Below are 19,910 nucleotides of genomic sequence, written 5' to 3' on the forward strand. Positions count from 1 at the left end.
GAGGCCCCGCTAGGCCGAAATTGCGTCGCGGCGGAATCGTCGTATCGGCGGCGAAAACCCGATAACTACCGAAAACCTTGACGGCCGTGCCGTGCCTTTGGAAGAGGGCGAAAAGACCGGCGACAGCGTGTCGATTGCGCAAGCGTGAACAACAAGGAGGAATGGGAAAACAAAATGGGCCGGGCAGACACGGTGCCTGCTCGGCCCGGGGAATTCGATATCGCGAAAGACGACTATTGGGCGTTTTGCGTGATGCCCGGGAAGTCGTCGGTGCGGAACGGGCTGGCCGGAAGACCGGCCTTGTTCCACAGGTTCACGACCGGGTAGTCGGCCCATCCGAAGCGGACGGCGACGGGCTTGTCGACCCCCTCGGCCCAGACGACGACGGTATCGCCCTCGATCTTGGCTTGGGCGTTGACGAACTTGCGATCGGGACCGCAGATCGTGAAGCCGGTCAACTTCTCACCGCGGCATTCCAGTCCGCCGTCGACGTGCGTGAAATGAACGATCGCCTTGTTGCCTTGGACTTCCATGTGATCGTAGATCGGGCCGGAATACTCGATCTTTTCACCGTAGGCCAAGGCCCGTGCGGCAATCGCGAGCCGATCGCCTACCGGCTGTTTCTTTTTCGGATGGATGTCGTGTTCTTCACCGACGTCGGTGATGACCGCCATGCCCGTATTCGGCACGTTGAGCATCGTGAGCAACTGGGCTTCACGCAGTTCGGCCCAGGTGCTTTCGGTCGGCTCGTCGACGATGTCGCGGAAGGGGGCCAACTGGACGAACAAGAAGGGGAAATCGCCTTCGTTCCAGTGGGTGCGCCAGCAACGGATCATCGCCGGGAAGAGCGCGCGGTACTGATAGGCGCGACCGGAGTTCGATTCACCCTGGTACCAGATGGCGCCGCGAATCGCATACGGCACCAAGGGGGCGATCATTGCGTTGTACAACCCGGCCGGGCTGTGCGTGTGATGAGGTCCCATCGGCGGTCCCGGCGCACGCGGAATCGGCTTGCCTTCGGCGCGAAGCTGCTTCACCTTCTCGCGGTATTCTTGCAGCCGCTGTTCGTACTGCTTCATGGCCTCGGGATAGCGCTTCATCGCCTCGTCGAAGGCGGCAAGGATGGGGGCCGCTTCGGGCGTGGCTTCCAGATGCGCCCGGCAGGTCCACGCTTCGGCCGGAGTGCCGCCGACCGACGTGTTGATCAGCCCCACGGGAACCCCCAGCTTTTCCTGGAGATGCTTGCCGAAGAAGTATCCGACCGCCGAAAAGTAGCGACTGGTTTCCGGGTTACACGGTTGCCAAGCGGCGTCGATCGTCTCTTGCGGTTCCGGTTCGGCCTTGCGCGGCACGGTGTACAGGCGGATGTTTTCATTCGCCGAATTCGCGACCGCCTCTTCGCCGTTATGCGCATTGATCAACGCGAACGCCATGTTCGATTGGCCGCTGCAAATCCAAACCTCGCCGACGAGCACGTTCTTCAAGGTGACGGTGTTCTTGCCGCGGATGACCACCTCGACCGGTCCGCCCGCTGCAAGCGGATCGAGTTTCACCATCCAACGACCGTCGGCACCGGCGGTGGTCGACGCCGAGTGATCACCGATTCGGACGGTGACTTTCTCGCCCGGATCGGCTTTGCCCCACACGGGAAGCGGCATGTCGCGTTGCAGGACGGCGTTGTCGGTAAAGATCGACGCGGGCTGGACGTCGGCCCACAGCAACGGCGGTGCCGCCGGCATCATCGCGAGAACGAGCACCGCGTACAAGATGCGTTTCATGGCGAAATCTCCTCTGCTCAAGTTGAGTGTGACGGAAACGGATCGGCCGTGGGCGAAGGCCCCACGGGTTCAATCCGACACGGCTATTGTGTTTCGACGGAAACGACCGAGCAAACAATTGTGCCGGACCGTCTTACGACGGCCCGTTGTCGACAGTCCGCTTCGACAGGACGATTCGATCCGGCCGCGAAAGTTATTCGTCCCGCGACAACGTGACCGTGCCGAGGGGACACCAGCCGTCGGCGGTGGTTTCTTCGACGGCGAAGCGAACGGCGGGTTTTGCGGCTTTCGCGTCGGCAAGCAATCCGACCGCCAGGCGGTACCGACCGGCCGGAACGCCGTCGAATCGGGCCGCGAGGACGGCCTCGCTCGTTTCGTCGGGCATCCACTCGTGCGGATCGACCTGGGGCACGGGACGCACGGCAACCGGTTTGCCGTCGGTACTCAGCAGGGCGATCGCGGGAACACATGGGACGTAGATCGGCGCGACGCCGCGGTTGGCGACGGTGATCCGGACAGTGCAGGGCGTTCCAATTCGGACGTTCGGGTCGAATCGGGCCGTTTCGAGCACGAAGTGGTAACCCATGCGGTTTGCCAAACGCCGCACCAGCGCGGGTTCTTCATCGAGCAGTTGTTCGCCCGTCTTTCCGCCGCGGCTGAGGTCGATATAGCTGGGTTTCCCTCGTTCGACGCAGTCTTCGAGTTTGTAGCCGAAGCCCTTACGGCCGTCGTTGTCGCGTCCGTACCACCAACCGACCTGTTTCAGGTAGGGATACGCGGCAAACAATTCGAACACGGCGGGCGCAACGCCGAACGCCCGCAGCGTTTCGCTGCCGTCGCTGTTGCCGCAAATGCCGTCGCGTCGGGCGGCACAGTGCATTTCTTTGACGGCCCAATCGTAGACGGCGACGTGCGGGCCGGACTTGTTTTCACACGAGATGCACAACCGCGTATGCGGAAACGCGTCGAGGTGCAATTGAATATGGTAGCGGAACATCTCGCCCGAAATCGGTTCGCCGCCGAAGGGGTGCATGTGCCCTTCGCCCCAGTTGCCGTACGATCGCACGTCGTAGAACGCGATACGGGGATCGCCGCCGAAGCGTTTGCCCATCGCCGATAAGAACTGTTTGAGCTTTTCGAGAAAGATCGGATCGTCGAAGTCGGGGACGATCTTCACGCCGGGTGTACCGGTGGTCGGGCGGTCGATCTTCGTGAGATCGAATCGGCGGAAGGCGGCTCCGGAATCGAAAACCCACTTCGGCGTACTGTAGCCGCCGGGCTGCCGCGTGTGGGAGTTGCAACACATCACACCGAAGGCTGCCTGCTTACCGCGTTTCGCCCAGCTATCGAGATATTCCTCGATCGGTTGCCAGTTGTAACGGCCTTCTTCCGGTTCCAGTTCGGCCCACTCGAATCGCCGATAGCCGAGATTGGCGACCGCGTGCAAGCGGTCGGAATGCCATTCGGCGTTGCCGTACAACACCCAGCCTTTGCCGGGATTGAGGACGATTCCTTCGGCGGGCGTCGGATGGACGACGGTTTCTCCGGCGATCCCCGCGGTACCGAGCCCGCACAATACCGGGACGAAAAACGCTGCAATCCAATGTCCGCGCATACGTGCACCTCACTTCCTGCAATGGAAGTTACGTTGCGATCGGAAAACGCGTGTGCCGAAGCGATGTTACTCGGGGCAGTCTTCCGGCGACAGTTCCCGCAGGCGGATGTTCTTCCATTCGACATGCAACGGCTCGGTCCGTTTCCCCACGCCGTGGACCTGCAAGCCGATGAAGCCTTCCCGCGTGGTCGTGTCGCGGATATCGGTCACCTTCGTGCCGTTTACCCAAGTGAGGATGCGGTCGCCGCAGCAAATCACGCGGTAATGATTCCATTCGCTCGGCTTGAGCAGCTTGGTGACCGATTCGGTCATTTGCTCGGGCGGATTCAGAAAGCGGCGGCGTCGGCCCTCGTCGTAGATACAGCCGGACCATTTGCCTTCGGCGATTTCGACCTGGTAGCCGTGTACGCGATTGTCGAGATATTCGGGATACGCATTACTGCGGATTTGTACCCCCGAGTTCAACTCGGAATCGACTTTCACATCGAAGACCAATTCGAAATCGCGGTAACGCTTTTCGGTGCACAAGAACGAATTGGGGCTGTTCGGAACGGAGGTTCCGCGGATCGTCCCCTCGGGCGTCACTTCGTACTTGGCAAAGCCGTTGATTTGTTTCCAGCCGGTCAGGTCCTTGCCGTTGAACAGGTCGATCCAGCCCTCATCGGCTGCGGCGAGGCCGACGAGCGAAAGGCTCAACGAAAGCGACAACGCAAGATATCCGAGATGTTTCATCGTGAAGACTCCTGTTGGGTGACCTAGCAAAGGAAGGTTGATATGCACGCCGGTACGCGGCGCACCGACGGGAAAAGAGAGCGGCGACGGCGGCTCGGCCGCCGACATCGGGCATTCTAATCGCAAGGTGTGCCGAAGGCACGCAAAAATGAGCCGATGCAGACCGTACCGTCGCAAAGCGTCGACGGTCGGGACGCGAAAGCCGTCTCAGCCGAGGATCATCCACAAGGCTGCTGCGCCGGCGAGCACGAGGACGAGAAAGTCGAACAATCCTTGTGAGATACGACGGGCGACGTAGCGTCCGCCGGCCACCCCTACCAGCAACATCGGGATCGCCCACAAATCGAACAGTAGCGTTTCGCGCGTGATCATCCCCTCGAGCGAAAAAGGAACGATCTTCAGCAAATTCACGATGAAGAAGAACCACGCACACGTTCCCAGGAACTTGTCTTTGCGCAGTTCGTGACTGAGCAAGTACATCGTCATCACAGGGCCGGCGGCGTTTCCCACGGCGGTCCCGAAACCTGCCAGCAGGCCGATCGATACGGTGAACGCCCAATGGTGCGGGACGTCGTTCCAGCCGTAATAGCGACGGGCCATCTCGAGCGCGAATAAGAAGAGCAACAATGCCCCGAGGATCGGGCGGAGCTGGTTGCCTTCGACGATGTGCAACACGCCGATGCCCAGGCTCATGCCGAGGACGACCGTCGGAAACAGCCGTACCAGCCGCTTCCAACTGGTGAATTTGCCGTAGAAGCGCACGGCAAACACATCGCCCACCAGCAACACCGGCAGCATCGCGCCGACGGAAAGTTCGGCGTTGTGCCGGAAGCCTTGGGCCATCAAGGCGACAGCCAAAATAGACGCCCCCGGCAGGCCGGTTTTGGCGAACCCCATCAACAGGGCCGCCAGCCCGCCGAAGACGATCAACGAAATGTCGATAGGCACACCGGGCTCCGCAGAAGGGAAACGTCAGCTCTTGTTCGCCATCGCTTCGGCGAGAATCTTGGCCGTGCTTTCACGCATGATCCGCGGATCGACCGGCTTGCCTTCCTGGAGCAACGCCCGGACTTGCTTGCCCGAGATGAACACGGGCTTTTCGTCGGGATGGTTTTCCATCAGGTCTACCCGTCCGAGCGATTCGTAATAGGCTGCAAAGCCGACGCACAACGGCTTGATCTTCAAGTCGCCCTTGAGTTGGTTGAAGATTTCGTGCGCGTCGAAATCGCCCCAGATCGGTGTACCGTCGTGATAGGGGGCGTCGGCATGCTTCCGCCCGATGATGATGTCGGTGAAGCCGAAGTTTTGGCGATAGATCGCATGCATGACGGCTTCCGCCGGACCGGCGTAGAACATCTTGATGTCGAGTCCGAGGAGGATGACGCGGTCGGGCACGGACTCGCCGCGAGGTCCCCACAACTCGGGATCGCTGTCGCCGTCGCCCAATGCCCGCTGTTGGATGAGCGCTTCGTAGGTCCGCATCCGCACATCGGCGGGAACGTCGTCGCCTTTCGTTTCGCCGATCAGCGGATTCAGGCACGCCCCGGCGTTGTGGCCCGCCCGCAGCAGCGTCTCCAGACCGTAGACCAAGGCGTACTCGTGCGCCCGATGCAACGGGTTGCGGGTTTGGAACGCGACGACGCGGTCCCAGCCTTTTTCGGCCAGCAAGGCCCGCACTTCCCGCGGTGTGAGCACGTATTGGCCGAACATGGGATTCTTCGGTTGCGGTAAGGCCATGATCTCGCCGCCGATCAAGTACGTCTTGTCGGCGTCTTGCTTGAGGACCATGTCGCCGCCGGGATGGTCCGTCCGCTCGGTCCGGTAGACCTTGGTGAGGTATTTCTTCTTGTCCCACGGGAACACGTCGGTCAGTTCCAGCGTGGCGACGATTTCGTTTTTCGAGTCGACCAGCGCGACCTTTTGGCCGGGAGCGAGCGTCTTGGCCAGTTCCTCGGTCACGGGGAAGGCGATCGGAATCGTCCAGGCGTACAACTTCCCGTCGACCTCGATCACCTGCTCCTCGAGCACGCGGTCGTAGGTTTCGCGGTCCATAGGACCGGTCAGCGGACTCAAGGCACCATCGCCGAATCGATACACGCTCGACAAATCGGCATCGGAGACGGGAACGCGAGGCAGCTTTTCCGCTTCGGCGAGGAAGTCGTCACGCGCCTCGGCGGGAACCGTGCGATCGACGAGTTGCTGTAAACCACCGTGCGGAGGAATCAAATCGGCCATCGTTGAAGAAACTCTCTTTCACCTGAATCGAAAATTGCCACGCAGATTCGAGAAACCGAATTGCCACCGAGCCGGACCATGTATCGGCTGCGGTGTTCACCAAGAAGGTAATTTTACTGCCCAATCAAACTAAGGCAAAAAAGGACGCCTTGGGCGATCGGATCGGTTCGGGCGGCATCATGCCGCAGCGATCGGTGAGGACGATTCCTCTACCGGCCGGAACCACGTTGCGCCAAGGCGGCTGGACAAATCCGTTTCGTTTCGAGACCTCGCACCGCCGGAACGCCGTGGGCGTTCGGGACGATGCAAAGGCGAGAGGTTTACTCTTCCGCGGTTGCGGACGACTCGGCAGGCGTATCGACCACCTCTTGCCCGTTGACCTGCACGCCGGTGATCTTCACCTTCGTGTAGAGCTGTCGATGGCCTTTCCGGCGGTGGTAATTCTTTCGCCGACGGAATTTTTCGACGTAGATCTTTTCGCCGAACACCGGACCGAGGACTTCGGCGGTCACGACGGCGCCGTTGAGCGTCGGGCGGCCGAGCTGGATTCCTTCGGAGGTCCGCAGGGCGAGTACGGAGTCGAACGTGATCTGTTCTCCCTTGGGGGTCTCGCGATAGTCCACTTCCAGTTCCTGACCGGCCTCGACACGGTATTGCCGCGTGCCGTCTTGGATGATTGCGTACATGATCTTCACCCGATCTCGAAAATCGTGCTGGTATAGGTATTTCCGGCGCGAAGTGCGTTTGCGTTGCTCGATTGCAGTCGGTTGAAAGAAACAGACCCCTAAGTAAACCAGATCGCTCGCCGTTCTGCAAGGGGCCGGACAAGGTCCCACGCTCAAGGCGTTTGACCGGCGATTTGACCGACAACCCGTCCTCGAGAGGGGGAAATAATGTGGTCAATTGTTGGGAAAATCTTCGGAAATTTGGTATCCTTTCGGCCGTAAGGGGCGTCCTATAGGACGGGCATCCAATGTCGGCCGGCATGGCCGGTTCGCGTTCGAAGCCGCCGATCAAGAAACTATTGCCAAGTGGCATGCGTATCGATACGGGCGACGGTGAGAGCCGAGGGAAGCCGCGGCGCACGAGTGGGTTCCCCCAAAACCCGACCGCACGTTTTCGCTCGATGACAAGCAACAACTGTTTCGCTGCGGCAATGCTCTTCATGGGAGACGGTGTTGAGCGGTAACGTTGGGGAGAGAAGATTTTTTCAACGCTGCCGATAGGACACCCTGGAAATGGGGCGGTTTTCGTGGGAAACTCCCCGAAAAGAGGTGTTTCGACCCGATCGAAAGCCTTGGAAAAGGGGCGGGACGATCGATGTAAGGCTTTTCTGTTGCAGTTGTTACGACAATTCTCGGGGATTTTTACACTTGTGCTTGCAAAAAATGGCAACATGAGGTACGCTGGGAAGCAACAATTGCAACAGGCAAAATAGATTCAAAACGGTCGGGCGACGACGCGTCACGCGTGCGGTGGGTCGTTACCCGGAGCCGATCGAGTGAGGAGGAGGGCTGCCATGCCTGGGACCAAGACCGCAAAAAACAAGTACCGCGTGCCCGCCTTGAGGGAGCTGTGCGAACAGCTCGTGCGGTTTGCGCCGCGGGAAAAGAAAATCGAGCAGCTCGAACGGGCGGAGGCTCTCATCGGCACCCTGCGACCGGATCGGGAGTATTCGTACACGTATATCTGTACCCAAGTCACACGCTTCAAACCCGAGGCGTATAGTGATCTGCGGATCTCCGGAGAAGACGCCCGACATGACCTGCGGTTGATGGTCGACGAGCTGTCCGACGCGGCCGATCTGCGCGTCGAGGAGGTCGAGCAAAAGGTCTACACGGTTGAAGAGCTGGCGGACCGGTTCCAGGTTTCGACGAAGACGATTTCGCGATGGCGGGAACTGGGCCTCGTCGGCCGGCGGCTCGTGTTTAAGGGCCGAAAGCGAGTCGGCTTCACGGCGCAGGCGGTGGAGCGGTTCGCCCAGGAAAACGCCGCCCGGGTCGAACGCGGGGCGAGTTTCAGCCAGCTCACCGAGCAGGAGCGGGACGAAATCATCGAGGTCGCGCGGCGGATGGCAAAGGCCGGAGGGTGTCCTCCCGAGGTCACACGACGCCTTGCGCAACGGACGGGACGCAGTGTCGAAACGATCCGTTACACGCTGCGCCATTTCGATAAACGCAATCCCGAAGATGCCATCTTTCCCGACACCGGGGGTGTGTTGACCGAGGAGATCAAGCAGCGAATCTACCAGCAATACAAGCACGGCGAATCGCCGGAAGTGCTGGCCAAGCGTTTTTGCCGCACGCGGTCGAGTATTCATCGAATCATCAACGAGGTGCGGGCAAAGCGGATCATGGAACTGCCGCTGGACTACATTCCGAACGAAATGTTCGAAAAGGTGACGCCCGCTCAAGAACGGGAAATCTTAGGGCCGATGCCCGAGGGACCTGCGGCGCCGCGCAAGCCTCGCTTGCCCAGCGGGCTCCCGCCGTATTTGGCCAGCCTGTACGAGGTGCCGTTGCTCACCAAGGAACAGGAAGTTCACCTGTTCCGCAAGATGAACTACCTGAAATACAAGGCATCGAAACTGCGCGAGCAGCTCGATCCCAAGCGGCCGAAACGCCGGTTGATGGATCGAATCGAGCAGCTTTACGAACAAGCCGTCGCGGTGAAGAACGAGATCGTGTCGGCCAACCTGCGGCTGGTGGTTTCGATCGCCAAGCGGCATGTAGGGCCGATGGAGAGCTTCTTCGAGTTGGTCAGCGACGGCAACATGTCGCTGATTCGGGCGGTCGAGAAATTCGACTATGCCCGCGGCAACAAGTTCAGCACCTACGCCAGTTGGGCGATCATGAAGAATTTCGCCCGGACGATTCCCGATGCCCATCGGTATCGCGAGCGGTTTCGGACGGTCGATTCGGAGCTGTTCGCCGGAGCGGAAGACGAGCGAACGGATCAGCTCGAGATCGAAACTGCTTACGCCCGGCGGCAAGCCCAGATCCGCAAGATTCTCGGTCACTTGGACGAGCGGGAACAGAAGATCATCGTTCGCCGCTTCGGTCTGGATCGAGAGCAGGAGCCGCTGACACTCAAGGAGGTGGGGGCGGAACTCGGCGTAACGAAGGAGCGAATCCGCCAGATCGAGGCCCGTGCGCTCAACAAGCTGCGCAAGCTGCTTCAGGAAGAGAAAATAGAGGCTTTGGAGCTCGATTAGGGCGAAAAGCGGGCTCGATCCGGGTTGCTCGAGCGGTCGAATATCCGCACAATAGGAATCTGCCGATCGCCGTGCGGATAATGCGGAACGGATGGTCGGCGCGCTTTCGAGCGTGAGTTGTTCGTGCTGTCGACGGAGGGCGGTACCGCTTACACATCTCATACGGCCGCGAGGCGGTGTTCTATCCGACCGCATCGGTCGCTCGCACAGGACGGCGGGGCTTCCCAAGTGTGGTGAAATTGGTACCATGTTGGGAATCGTCGCCGAGCGGGCGATTTGTCTAGGCTCGGCTTGCATCGTTTCGCGGTTCGGCTATATTAAGTGGTTCGCGTCCTCTCGGAGGCGGTCAGGCTAGCGTAGCTCAATTGGCAGAGCGGCTGACTTGTAATCAGCAGGTTGTGGGTTCGAGTCCCACCGTTAGCTCGTCGAGCCGAGGAGACAAGACGCGGTTGACGCGGCTGCGAAGCCGAATTTGTCGGGGGGTTTCCCGAGCGGTCAAAGGGGCCAGACTGTAAATCTGGTGGCTCAGCCTTCGCAGGTTCGAATCCTGCACCCCCCACTTAACGATGGGAACCAAGCCTGCCGACCCGACGTGGGTTGGAGGAGCGGTCGACCGGGGGCTCCCGGTCGCGAAAAGCGATTGCGGGTGTAGCTCAACGGTAGAGCAGTAGCCTTCCAAGCTATTGACGAGGGTTCGACTCCCTTCACCCGCTTTCGTGACGGCCGCGGCAGTCCGGCTGGGTTCGGCGAGCCGAGCTGTATGCCGTCGACGCGTCGATCGGGCGTGACGAGGATCGCTGCTGTAGCTCAGCCGGTAGAGCGCGTCCTTGGTAAGGACGAGGTCATGGGTTCGAGTCCCATCAGCAGCTTTTGGGAACGCTGGTTCGGTCTGCCGCCAACCAACGACTAGGCTGATTTCCTTTTACCCGCATCATCCATTCGTAGGGAGAATCCAGCAGAATGGCCAAAGACACATTTGTTCGGACGAAACCCCACGTGAACGTGGGGACGATCGGTCACATCGACCACGGTAAGACGACGCTCACCGGTGCCATCTTGGCCGTGCAGTCGAAGAAGGGGTTGGCGAACTTCAAGTCGTATGCGGATATCGCCAAAGGTGGTACCGTCCGCGACGCCAGCAAGACCGTGACGATTCACGTCGCGCACGTCGAGTACGAAACCGAAAAACGCCACTACGCACACATCGACTGCCCCGGCCACGCCGACTTCATCAAGAACATGATCACCGGTGCGGCCCAAATGGACGGTGCGATCCTGGTCGTGTCGGCGGCCGACGGCGTCATGCCTCAGACCCGCGAGCACGTGCTGCTGGCGCGTCAGGTGAACGTGCCCGCTCTGGTCGTCTTCATGAACAAGGTCGACCTGGTCGATGATCCCGAATTGCTCGACCTGGTCGAGATGGAATTGCGGGAACTGCTCGATCGCTACGAGTTCCCCGGCGACGAGGTTCCGGTCATTCGCGGTAACGCCCTCGGCGCGTACCAGAATCCGGAAGATCCCGAAGCGATCAAGTGCATCGAAGAGTTGCTCGATGCCGTCGACAGCTACATTCCCGAACCGGAACGTGCCGTCGATCAGCCCTTCTTGATGGCGGTCGAAGACGTCTTCTCGATCGAAGGTCGTGGTACCGTTGCGACCGGTCGTATCGAACGCGGTATCGTGAAGGTCGGCGATGAGGTCGAGATCGTCGGTCTCGCTCCCGAGTCGCGGAAGACGGTCGTCACCGGCGTCGAAATGTTCAACAAGACGCTCGACGAAGGCCGTGCCGGCGACAACGTCGGATGTTTGTTGCGTGGTGTCAAGCGCGACGAAATCCAACGCGGCCAGGTCTTGGCCAAGCCGGGCTCGATCACGCCGCACACGAAGTTCGAGGCCGAGGTCTACATCTTGTCGAAGGAAGAAGGCGGCCGTCATACGCCGATCATGTCGGGGTACAAGCCGCAGTTCTACTTCCGGACGACCGACGTGACCGGTGAATTGAACCTGCTCGGCGACGCCGAAATGGTGCTGCCCGGCGAAAACGTCAAGTTGCGCGTCGACCTGATGAAGCCGATCGCGATGGGCGAAAACCTCCGCTTCGCCATTCGTGAAGGTGGTCGTACCGTCGGTTCCGGCGTCGTGACGAAGATCATCGAGTAGTCGTGTGCGGGCTGTGTGCCCGTTTGCAGCGACGTGAATATACGGCATAATGTCGGGCAGAGTCCCGATATGCCACAGGGGTGTAGCTCAATTTGGTAGAGCACCGGTCTCCAAAACCGGCGGTTGGGAGTTCGAGTCTCTCCGCCCCTGCTTGGATTCAGGTCGAGGACGTCAATCCGCGGACAGCATAGGCTGCCCGGGCGGGGGAAGTTTCTGCCCGGCAGGCTTATTTGTTTAGGGAAATACGGCCGGTGAACGCTTTCATTCAAGAGTTGTTTCGCGTCGGCTTGTACAAGCGGACGCAAGGGCGGATCGTCCGGCAAGCGACCTTCGCAGCGATCATGGTGATCACGTTGTTCGGGCTGTGGAAGCTCGTGATCACCCTGAACGGATGGGGCGCTTCGCCGAGCCTTACGTTCGGGTTGCCGGTGGTGATCGGCGCGGCGGTGGCGTGGGTCGCGTACCGACTGATGAACGTCCCGGCGGTGGCCGACTTTTTGATCGCCGTCGAGGCCGAAATGCGGAAGGTGTCCTGGCCCACAAGGCGCGAGCTGATTCAAAGTTGTGCGGTCGTGTTGGTGGTCATCTTTTCGATGGCGTTCGTATTGTACGTGTACGACATCGTGTGGCAGTCGTTGTTTCGGGCCATCGGAATCGTGTGACGGACGAACGATACGATCCGTCGGCCGGTGAGGCGGCCGGATACATTGGGGGATATTGAACGTGTCCGTGGATCCGAATACCCCGGAAAACCTGAACGAAGAAATCGAGGCCGGCGACGCCCTCGAAGCTGCCGACGAAGCGCGCGAAACTGAAGTGGCGGCACCAACCGAGCAGGAGACTTCCGAGGCGGTGGAGGATGCCGAGGAGGAGGCTACGGCTTCTGCTCCGGAGGCGGACGCCGAAGAAGCCGAGACTGCGGAAGACGAAACCGAAGAGTCCATCGAGGACCAGATGGACTGGTACATCCTCAAGGTGCAAAACAACCGCGAGGATACGATCCGCGAAGCGATCCTCCGCCGAATCAAAGTGGCGGGGTTGGAGAAGTACTTCGGCGAGATCATCGTGCCGACGGAGCGGGTGACGGAGTTCAAACGCGGCAAACGCCGGGTCGTCAAGCGAAAGCTGTATCCCGGTTATATCGTGATCCAGATGGCGATCAACGACGATACGTGGTTTCTCGTGCGGGAGACGCCGGGAGTCGGCGATTTTACCGGCGCGATCGGGCGCCCCACGCCCATGCTTCCCCACGAGGTCGAACGTATCAAGTCGCTCATGGCCGAGGAGACCGGCGAAGATCAACCGAAGCTGAAGATCGGCTTCTCCGTCGGCGACCGCGTGAAGGTCAACGAAGGCAACTTCGCAAACTTCGAGGGCGAGGTGTCGGCGATCGACGAGGCCAACGGGCACGTGACGGTGATGATCAACATCTTCGGACGCAGTACCCCGGTGGAGCTCGGTTATTGGCAGATCGAACCGGTGGAATGAACGCTCCGCGGTCGGGGGATGCGTCGTTGAAGATAGCGGAAATCTGAGCGAGTCAGGAATTCACACAGATGGCGAAAAAGAAAGTCGATACGGTACGGTTTCACGTTCCCGGCGGACAGGCGACTCCGGCGCCGCCGGTGGGTACCGCCCTGGGCCGGTTCGGGGTGAATCTCGGTCAGTTCGTGCAGCGGTTCAACGATGCGACGCGCGAATACACGGGGCTTCGGATCCCCGTCGAGGTCACCGTGTACGATGACCGGTCGTTCGATATCCGCACGCAAAGCCCGCATTGCGTCGATCTCTTGAAGCAGGCGGCGGGTATCGCCAAAGGGGCGCACGAGACGCCGCGGGACAAGGTCGGCAAGGTCACCAAGGCCCAAATCCAGGAAATCGCGGAAAAGAAGAAGGCCGACCTGAACGCCGCCAGCCTCGAGGCGGCCTGTCGAATCATCGAAGGCACCGCCCGCAGCATGGGGTTGGATGTCGTCGACTGAAAGAACCGAGTACGTCGCGAGTCGGTTCACGGGAAGATACTTTTCGGTTCGTCGTCTTTCGCACAAGACGCGAATGGACCCTTGTTTGTACCGCTAACCTCTTCATCGGCCGTCCACGTGGAACGATGGTTTCTCGGCGACTTGTCGTCGGACATCGCTTGCGACCGATGACGACGGGGTGCGGGAGAGCTTGAATTCACAGGTTCGCAACGATGCCGAAGCATTCGAAACGCTATCGGGCACTGGCGAAGAAGGTGCCCGGAAAAACACCGCTGCCGCTGGAAGAAGCGGTGAAGGTGTTGAAGAGCTTTGACAACACGAAGTTCGATCAAACGGTCGAAATCGCCATTCGGCTGGGGATCGATCCCCGCCAGGCGGATCAGATCGTGCGTGGATCGCTTGTGTTGCCGCACGGAATCGGCCGCTCGCTCCGGGTGATCGTGTTCGCCAAGGGAGATCGGGCCGAGGAAGCCAAGGCCGCCGGTGCCGACGAAGTCGGCGGCGAGGAGCTCGCCGAGAAGATCAAAGGCGGCTGGCTCGATTTCGACGTGTGTATCGCGGCTCCCGACATGATGGGAATCGTTGGGCCGTTGGGGCGCGTGCTCGGGCCTCGGGGGTTGATGCCTTCGCCGCGGGCGGGCACCGTGACTCCCGACGTCGGAAAGGCCGTCAAAGAGTACAAGGCCGGTAAGGTCGAATTCCGAAACGACGCCGGTGGGAATGTTCACGCGATGGTCGGTAAGTTGAGCTTCGACGAGCAGAAGCTCGTGGAAAACATCCGCGAGTTCATCCGCTACATCGAATCGCTCAAGCCCGCCGCCGTCAAAGGGCAGTACATTCGGAACATTTCGATCGCCGCAACCATGTCGCCGGGCGTCCGGGTGGCCGTGTGAGCGGGACGTGACGCGACGAGACGGCCGCAAGCGAAACACATTCGATGGGCGTGAACGATCATGAGTAAATACGTCAAACAACTGATTACCGACGAGTACCGCAAGCAGCTCGACGGCGTCGACGCGGTCGTGTTGACGAACGTGATCGGGCTGGATGCGAACCGAACGAATCGACTCCGCCGGCAATTGGCGGAGAAGAATATCCGCATGATGGTCGTGCGGAATACATTGGCCCGCCGGGCGCTCAAGGGCACGGCTTTGGACGGGTTGTTCGACGATGCCGTCGGGCCCCACGCGGTCTGCTGGGGGGCGTCGGATATCGTCGAGTTGGCGAAGACGATCGTCAAGCTGGCCGACGACCCCGAATACGAGAAGTTCGAAGCGAAAGGCGGCATGTTCGACGGCCAGAAGCTGTCGGCCGAACAAGTGGTCGAGGTCAGCAAGTGGCCGTCGCGCGAAGAACTGATCGCCAAAATCGCGGGTCAAATCATTGGGCCGGCCGCGACGTTGGCCGGGCAAATCAGCGGCCCGGGTTCGACCTTGGCCGGTCAGGTCAAGCAAAAGGCCGAGGAAGGCGAGAGCTGAAATACGAAACGGATTGGCGGTCGGCCGTGATGACGGGTGCGGTCGGCTCCGTTGGTAAGAGGAAACAAGTGGAACATGGGAGAGCGGCCGGCGGCATGTGCCCGCCCATGCCGCTCGCAATTACCAAGTTTTTGCGAAAGGATCATTCGACCGATGGCAACTGACGCTCCTGCACGTGAATTTTCGGAAGCGATCAAGGAACTGGGTGATCGCATCGTGGCGCTCAGCCTGAAGGAAGCGAAAGAGCTGAGCGACTACCTGGAAGAGGTCCACGGCATCAAGGCCGCCGCAGGCGGTGTCGTGATGGCGGCTCCCGCCGGTGGCGACGGCGGCGCCGGTGACGGCGGTGCGGCCGAAGAAAAGACCGAATTCGACGTGGTGCTCGAAAGCTTCGGCGACAAGAAGCTGAAGGTCATCACGGCCGTCCGCAGCATCCTTGCCGGTATCCCCTTGACCGAGGCCAAGAAATTGGTCGAAAGCGCCCCGGCCACGATCAAGGAAGGTGTGCCGAAGGAAGAAGCGGAACAAATCAAAGAAGCGCTCGAAAAAGAAGGCGCGACGGTTACCATCAAGTAGCATATCGTACCGGTCGGTGTCGGCGGAACGCAACGCGTTCTGCCGACGGCCGGTCTGGTGCGCGCCGGTTGCAACGGCAAGGAAGTTCGCCGTCGAAGCGGCCGGGCGCGTCCGGGCAAACCGCGGTTGGAATCCGTCCTCGCGTCCTCGAGCGGGATGGAGTGCGCATGCGCGTGTGTCTTCGACTTCGCTGTTCGGGAGCTCTGTACTCGAATGGGTCCAGGCTGCGGCGCCCTTGCGCGCCGATTCAACCTCTCGCCCCATCTGTTTGATTGGGTCCCGATTACATTTCGTTCATTGTGGAGGGTAACCCCTGCATGGCTAGCTCTGCTCAGCGCCGGCTGGAACCTAAGGACGCTCGCTATTTCGGGAAACGGCGTCATGACGATTTCGAGATCCCTGATCTGACCAAGATTCAAACCGAATCGTACGCAAGGTTCTTGCAGTACGATGTTCCGTCCGAGAAGCGGAAAAACGAAGGGATCGAATCGGTTCTGCGGGAAATCTTCCCGATCGAGAATTACGACAAGTCGGTCAAGCTGGAATACGTCCGCTACGAGCTGGGCAAGCCGCGGTACACCCCCGAGGAATGCCGGCAACTGCGCTTGACCTACGGCCGACCCTTCAAGGTTTGGCTGCGGCTGAACAAGGAGGAGCCGGTCGAGGAAGAAGTCTACCTGGGCGACATGCCGATCATGCTCGGCGGCGGTGAGTTCATCATCAACGGGGCCGAGCGCGTCGTCGTCAGCCAGTTGCACCGCAGCCCCGGTATGGACTTCGTGGTCAACCAGGAGGGCGACCGGCGCGTCCATAGTTGCAGAATCATCCCCGAACGCGGCAGTTGGATCGAGATCGAGGTCACTCGCCGCGAAAGCCTCGCCGTCCGCATCGACCAGAGCGGAAAGTTCCCGGTGATGACGCTGCTGCGGGCGATGGCACCGGAATTGGGCGACAATGCCTCGATCCTGCGGGCCTTCTACGGCGACCAGATCAGCGAGGAAACGATCGTCGACGGCCGCAGCGCCGTGAAGATCGAGGGCAAGATCGCCGTCGAAGACATCGTCTATCCCGAAGATAGCCCGAACGCCGGTGAGATCATTGTCGAGTGCGGGCAGAAGATCAGCAAGAACACGGCCGAACTCATTTGCGCCTCGGGGCTGAAGTCGGTCGTGGTCATGGAACCGCAAAAGAACCCGCTGATCCTCAATTCGCTGGCCGATGATCCGACCGCCAGCCACGAAGAGGCCCTGCTGCGCATCTATCAACGGCTGCGGCCCGGAAACCCGCCGCAACTGGAGAAGGCGAAAACGCTCTTTACCGAGAAGTTCTACGACACGAACCGCTATCGGCTGGGACGCGTGGCCCGCTTCCGCATCAACCGGAAGCTTAAGTTGAACGTCCCCGAGGATGAAATGTGCTTGCGGCCCGATGACTTGATCGAGGCGATCAAGTACCTGTCGCATCTGCGGGCAGGCGACGAAGGCTACGAAGTCGACGACATCGACCACTTGGGCAACCGGCGCGTCCGCACGATCGACGAGTTGGCCTGCGAGGAGCTGCGGAAAGGGTTCCTCAAGTTGCGGCGGACCGTGCAAGATCGCATGGCGTTCAAGGATCTGGCCGACATGACGCCGAGGTCCTTGATCAACTCCAAGAGCATCAGCGCGGCGATCGAGTACTTCTTCGGCCGAGGGGAACTGTCGCAGGTCGTCGACCAAACGAACCCCTTGTCGATGCTCACCCACGAGCGACGGCTTTCGGCCTTGGGGCCGGGCGGCTTGAACCGAAAGCGAGCCGGCTTCGAAGTCCGCGACGTGCATATTTCGCACTACGGTCGCGTGTGTCCGATCGAAACCCCTGAAGGGACGAACATCGGCTTGATCTCCAGCTTGGCGATCTACGCCGGAGTCGACGAGTACGGGTTCCTGGTGACGCCCTACCGCGTCGTGGAAAACGGCGTGATCACCGACAAGATCGAGTGGCTGCGAGCGGATCAGGAGTTCGACGCCGTCTTGGCACCGGCCGACGTGCCCGCGGTGGACGGCAAGATCCAAGGCGAAAACATCGTGGCCCGCTACCACGGCGATTTCACCCTGGTGCCGGTCGACAAAGTGCAATACATCGACGTGGCGCCGGCACAAATCGTGGGGGTCTCGGCGGGGTTGATTCCCTTCTTGGAACACGACGACGCCAACCGGGCGTTGATGGGGTCGAACATGCAGCGGCAGGCTGTGCCGCTGTTGGTGACCGAACCGCCCATCGTCGGGACCGGTATGGAGAAAAAAGCGGCCGAGAACTCCAGCCTGCTGGTCCGGGCGAAACGTGCCGGAACCGTCAAGTACGTAGACGGTTTGCGGATCGAAATCGACACCGGCAGAGGCGTCGACGTCTACGAATTGAAGAAGTTCGTGGGCATGAACGAGCGGACGTGCCAAAACCAGAAGCCGATCGTCATGCCCGGCCAAAAAGTCAAAAAGGGCGAAGTCATCGCCGACGGTGCCGCCACCTACAAAGGTGAGCTGGCGCTGGGCCGAAACGTCCTGGCCGCCTTCATGTCGTGGGAAGGCTTCAACTTCGAGGACGCGATCATCATCAGCGAAGAGCTGGTCCACAACGATACCTTCACCTCGATCCACATCGAGGAATTCGACGCCGAGATTCGCGAAACGAAGATCGGCCGCGAAGACTTCACCCGCGACATTCCGAACGTCAGCGAAAAAGCCCTGCGCAACCTCGACGAGAACGGGATCGTGCGGGTGGGGACCTACGTCCGGCCCGGCGACATCCTGGTCGGTAAGGTTTCGCCCAAATCGAAAACCGAATTGTCGCCGGAAGAAAAGCTGCTGCACGCCATCTTCGGGCGTGCCGGTGAAGATGTGAAGAACGATTCGCTCGAGGTTCCTTCGGGCATTGAGGGAATCGTGATCCACACGCAGAAGTTCGCCCGGCGAATGAGCCTCAGCGACGAGGAACGCAAGGAATTCGAAGACAACCTCAAGAAAGCCGAGGCGGAGGGCAACGCCAAGATCGCCGAAGCGTTCGGGCAACTGGTCGAACGGATCGAGTCGATTTTGAAACGAAAGCTGACCGACGAAGACGGCAATCCGCTCGTGGAAGGGCAGGAGCACCGCTACGTGGCCGAACAGGCCCAGCGATTCGACATCAGCAAACTCGACATCCGCAGCGAAGAACGTCGCAAAGAGGTCAAGGCCGCGTACGAAGAGCTGTGGCCGTTGGTCGAAGAAGCCATCGACAAGCGGGACCGGACGCTCAACTCGATGAAGCGCGGCGACGAGCTGCGCAGCGGTGTGCTGCAAATGGTCAAGGTGTATATCGCGACCAAGCGGCACATCTCGGTGGGCGACAAGATGGCCGGTCGGCACGGAAACAAGGGTGTCATCTCGAAGATTCTGCCGAAGGAGGACATGCCCTTCTTGGCCGACGGGACGCCCGTCCAAATCCTGCTCAACCCGCTGGGCGTGCCCAGCCGTATGAACGTGGGCCAGATTCTGGAAACGCACCTGGGATGGGCCGGGGCGAAGCTGGGCTTTCGTGCGATCACGCCCGTCTTCGACGGTGCCGAAGAACACGAGATCAACGAGTGTTTGAAAGAGGCCGGTTTGCCCGCCAACGGCAAAACGACCTTGTACGACGGCCGGACGGGGGAACCCTTCGAACAGCAGGTCACCGTCGGCTACATCTACATGCTCAAGCTGCACCACTTGGTAGACGACAAGATTCACGCGCGGGCGACCGGACCGTACTCCCTGATCACGCAACAGCCGCTGGGCGGTAAGGCTCGCTTCGGCGGTCAGCGATTCGGGGAAATGGAAGTGTGGGCCTTGGAAGCCTACGGTGCAGCCTACGTGCTGCAAGAATTGCTGACGGTCAAAAGTGACGACGTCGAAGGTCGTACGAAGATCTACGAAGCGATGGTCAAGGGTGAGAACACCCTCGAGGCGGGAACCCCGGCCAGCTTCGACGTGTTGACCAACGAAATCCGCGGCCTGGCCCTGAACATGCAGTTGGTCAAGGGGCGGAACTTGTAACCAAGAGGCAATCGACGGGATCGCGCAGTGCCGCGCAAGGATCGAGTCCTCCGCGGCGTTTGCCATACAGCCGATGATCTCCTATTCGTCT

The 19,910-nt window shown here is 60.4% G+C and carries 15 protein-coding genes and 5 tRNA genes; 14 read left to right on the top strand and 6 right to left on the bottom strand.

Annotated elements, in window-relative coordinates; translation table 11 throughout:
- Nucleotides 1-233 precede the first annotated feature (233 nt).
- From ACYQ2I_RS02665 to rplU, 6 genes are all read right to left on the bottom strand, one after another.
- Nucleotides 234-1,778 carry a sialate O-acetylesterase gene (locus tag ACYQ2I_RS02665; protein WP_460165445.1) on the bottom strand — a complete coding sequence of 515 codons (1,545 nt, stop codon included), beginning with the start codon at nucleotides 1,776-1,778 and terminating at the stop codon, nucleotides 234-236.
- A gap of 193 nt (nucleotides 1,779-1,971) precedes the next feature.
- The gene (locus tag ACYQ2I_RS02670) at nucleotides 1,972-3,393 is read right to left on the bottom strand and encodes a DUF4832 domain-containing protein (RefSeq protein ID WP_460165446.1); all 1,422 of its coding nucleotides are present in this window, start codon (nucleotides 3,391-3,393) and stop codon (nucleotides 1,972-1,974) included.
- A 66-nt stretch (nucleotides 3,394-3,459) separates the two neighbouring features.
- Nucleotides 3,460-4,125 (bottom strand): 3-keto-disaccharide hydrolase, encoded by a 666-nt coding sequence (locus ACYQ2I_RS02675; protein WP_460165447.1) that lies wholly within the window; start codon nucleotides 4,123-4,125, stop codon nucleotides 3,460-3,462.
- Nucleotides 4,126-4,332: 207 nt separating this feature from the next.
- Nucleotides 4,333-5,073 carry a TSUP family transporter gene (locus ACYQ2I_RS02680; protein WP_460165448.1) on the bottom strand — a complete coding sequence of 247 codons (741 nt, stop codon included), beginning with the start codon at nucleotides 5,071-5,073 and terminating at the stop codon, nucleotides 4,333-4,335.
- A gap of 24 nt (nucleotides 5,074-5,097) precedes the next feature.
- Nucleotides 5,098-6,360, bottom strand: coding sequence for a hypothetical protein (locus ACYQ2I_RS02685; protein ID WP_460165449.1), 1,263 nt, complete (start codon nucleotides 6,358-6,360; stop codon nucleotides 5,098-5,100).
- A gap of 320 nt (nucleotides 6,361-6,680) precedes the next feature.
- Nucleotides 6,681-7,046, bottom strand: coding sequence for a 50S ribosomal protein L21 (rplU, locus tag ACYQ2I_RS02690; protein WP_460165450.1), 366 nt, complete (start codon nucleotides 7,044-7,046; stop codon nucleotides 6,681-6,683).
- 833 nt (nucleotides 7,047-7,879) lie between these two features.
- On the opposite strand from rplU, the gene ACYQ2I_RS02695 reads away from it, so the two are divergent.
- From ACYQ2I_RS02695 to rpoB, 14 genes are all read left to right on the top strand, one after another.
- Nucleotides 7,880-9,574 carry a sigma-70 family RNA polymerase sigma factor gene (locus ACYQ2I_RS02695; RefSeq protein ID WP_460165451.1) on the top strand — a complete coding sequence of 565 codons (1,695 nt, stop codon included), beginning with the start codon at nucleotides 7,880-7,882 and terminating at the stop codon, nucleotides 9,572-9,574.
- A gap of 350 nt (nucleotides 9,575-9,924) precedes the next feature.
- Nucleotides 9,925-9,997, top strand: a tRNA-Thr gene (locus ACYQ2I_RS02700).
- A 54-nt stretch (nucleotides 9,998-10,051) separates the two neighbouring features.
- A tRNA-Tyr gene (locus ACYQ2I_RS02705) sits at nucleotides 10,052-10,133 on the top strand.
- Between the two features lie 83 nt (nucleotides 10,134-10,216).
- Nucleotides 10,217-10,287, top strand: a tRNA-Gly gene (locus ACYQ2I_RS02710).
- Between the two features lie 83 nt (nucleotides 10,288-10,370).
- A tRNA-Thr gene (locus ACYQ2I_RS02715) sits at nucleotides 10,371-10,443 on the top strand.
- Between the two features lie 91 nt (nucleotides 10,444-10,534).
- Nucleotides 10,535-11,734 (top strand): elongation factor Tu, encoded by a 1,200-nt coding sequence (gene tuf, locus ACYQ2I_RS02720; protein ID WP_460165452.1) that lies wholly within the window; start codon nucleotides 10,535-10,537, stop codon nucleotides 11,732-11,734.
- A gap of 76 nt (nucleotides 11,735-11,810) precedes the next feature.
- Nucleotides 11,811-11,884, top strand: a tRNA-Trp gene (locus ACYQ2I_RS02725).
- A gap of 101 nt (nucleotides 11,885-11,985) precedes the next feature.
- Entirely contained in the window at nucleotides 11,986-12,396 is a 411-nt protein-coding gene (gene secE / locus ACYQ2I_RS02730) for a preprotein translocase subunit SecE (protein ID WP_460165453.1), read from the top strand.
- A 61-nt stretch (nucleotides 12,397-12,457) separates the two neighbouring features.
- The gene (gene nusG, locus ACYQ2I_RS02735) at nucleotides 12,458-13,222 is read left to right on the top strand and encodes a transcription termination/antitermination protein NusG (RefSeq protein ID WP_460165454.1); all 765 of its coding nucleotides are present in this window, start codon (nucleotides 12,458-12,460) and stop codon (nucleotides 13,220-13,222) included.
- 68 nt (nucleotides 13,223-13,290) lie between these two features.
- A complete protein-coding gene (gene rplK / locus ACYQ2I_RS02740; protein ID WP_460165455.1) occupies nucleotides 13,291-13,716 on the top strand; it encodes a 50S ribosomal protein L11 in 426 nt (141 codons plus the stop codon).
- Nucleotides 13,717-13,928: 212 nt separating this feature from the next.
- Nucleotides 13,929-14,609 (top strand): 50S ribosomal protein L1, encoded by a 681-nt coding sequence (gene rplA, locus ACYQ2I_RS02745; protein ID WP_460165456.1) that lies wholly within the window; start codon nucleotides 13,929-13,931, stop codon nucleotides 14,607-14,609.
- A 60-nt stretch (nucleotides 14,610-14,669) separates the two neighbouring features.
- Nucleotides 14,670-15,194: a 50S ribosomal protein L10 gene (rplJ, locus tag ACYQ2I_RS02750; RefSeq protein ID WP_460165457.1), complete on the top strand. Its 525-nt coding sequence runs from the start codon at nucleotides 14,670-14,672 to the stop codon at nucleotides 15,192-15,194.
- Between the two features lie 153 nt (nucleotides 15,195-15,347).
- Nucleotides 15,348-15,770 carry a 50S ribosomal protein L7/L12 gene (rplL, locus tag ACYQ2I_RS02755; protein ID WP_460165458.1) on the top strand — a complete coding sequence of 141 codons (423 nt, stop codon included), beginning with the start codon at nucleotides 15,348-15,350 and terminating at the stop codon, nucleotides 15,768-15,770.
- 317 nt (nucleotides 15,771-16,087) lie between these two features.
- On the top strand, nucleotides 16,088-19,819 hold the full coding sequence (gene rpoB / locus ACYQ2I_RS02760) for a DNA-directed RNA polymerase subunit beta (RefSeq protein WP_460165459.1): 3,732 nt from the start codon (nucleotides 16,088-16,090) through the stop codon (nucleotides 19,817-19,819).
- Nucleotides 19,820-19,910: the final 91 nt, after the last annotated feature.

This window comes from Thermostilla marina, from assembly GCF_054657455.1.

What these genes read in the sequence shown, in the direction of transcription:
- ACYQ2I_RS02665 (WP_460165445.1), bottom strand. Translation starts at nt 1,778, where the DNA reads ATGAAACGCATCTTGTACGCGGTGCTCGTTCTCGCGATGATGCCGGCG.
- ACYQ2I_RS02670 (WP_460165446.1), bottom strand. Translation starts at nt 3,393, where the DNA reads ATGCGCGGACATTGGATTGCAGCGTTTTTCGTCCCGGTATTGTGCGGG.
- ACYQ2I_RS02675 (WP_460165447.1), bottom strand. Translation starts at nt 4,125, where the DNA reads ATGAAACATCTCGGATATCTTGCGTTGTCGCTTTCGTTGAGCCTTTCG.
- ACYQ2I_RS02685 (WP_460165449.1), bottom strand. Translation starts at nt 6,360, where the DNA reads ATGGCCGATTTGATTCCTCCGCACGGTGGTTTACAGCAACTCGTCGAT.
- rplU (WP_460165450.1), bottom strand. Translation starts at nt 7,046, where the DNA reads ATGTACGCAATCATCCAAGACGGCACGCGGCAATACCGTGTCGAGGCC.
- ACYQ2I_RS02695 (WP_460165451.1), top strand. Translation starts at nt 7,880, where the DNA reads ATGCCTGGGACCAAGACCGCAAAAAACAAGTACCGCGTGCCCGCCTTG.
- tuf (WP_460165452.1), top strand. Translation starts at nt 10,535, where the DNA reads ATGGCCAAAGACACATTTGTTCGGACGAAACCCCACGTGAACGTGGGG.
- rplK (WP_460165455.1), top strand. Translation starts at nt 13,291, where the DNA reads ATGGCGAAAAAGAAAGTCGATACGGTACGGTTTCACGTTCCCGGCGGA.
- rplA (WP_460165456.1), top strand. Translation starts at nt 13,929, where the DNA reads ATGCCGAAGCATTCGAAACGCTATCGGGCACTGGCGAAGAAGGTGCCC.
- rplJ (WP_460165457.1), top strand. Translation starts at nt 14,670, where the DNA reads ATGAGTAAATACGTCAAACAACTGATTACCGACGAGTACCGCAAGCAG.
- rplL (WP_460165458.1), top strand. Translation starts at nt 15,348, where the DNA reads ATGGCAACTGACGCTCCTGCACGTGAATTTTCGGAAGCGATCAAGGAA.
- rpoB (WP_460165459.1), top strand. Translation starts at nt 16,088, where the DNA reads ATGGCTAGCTCTGCTCAGCGCCGGCTGGAACCTAAGGACGCTCGCTAT.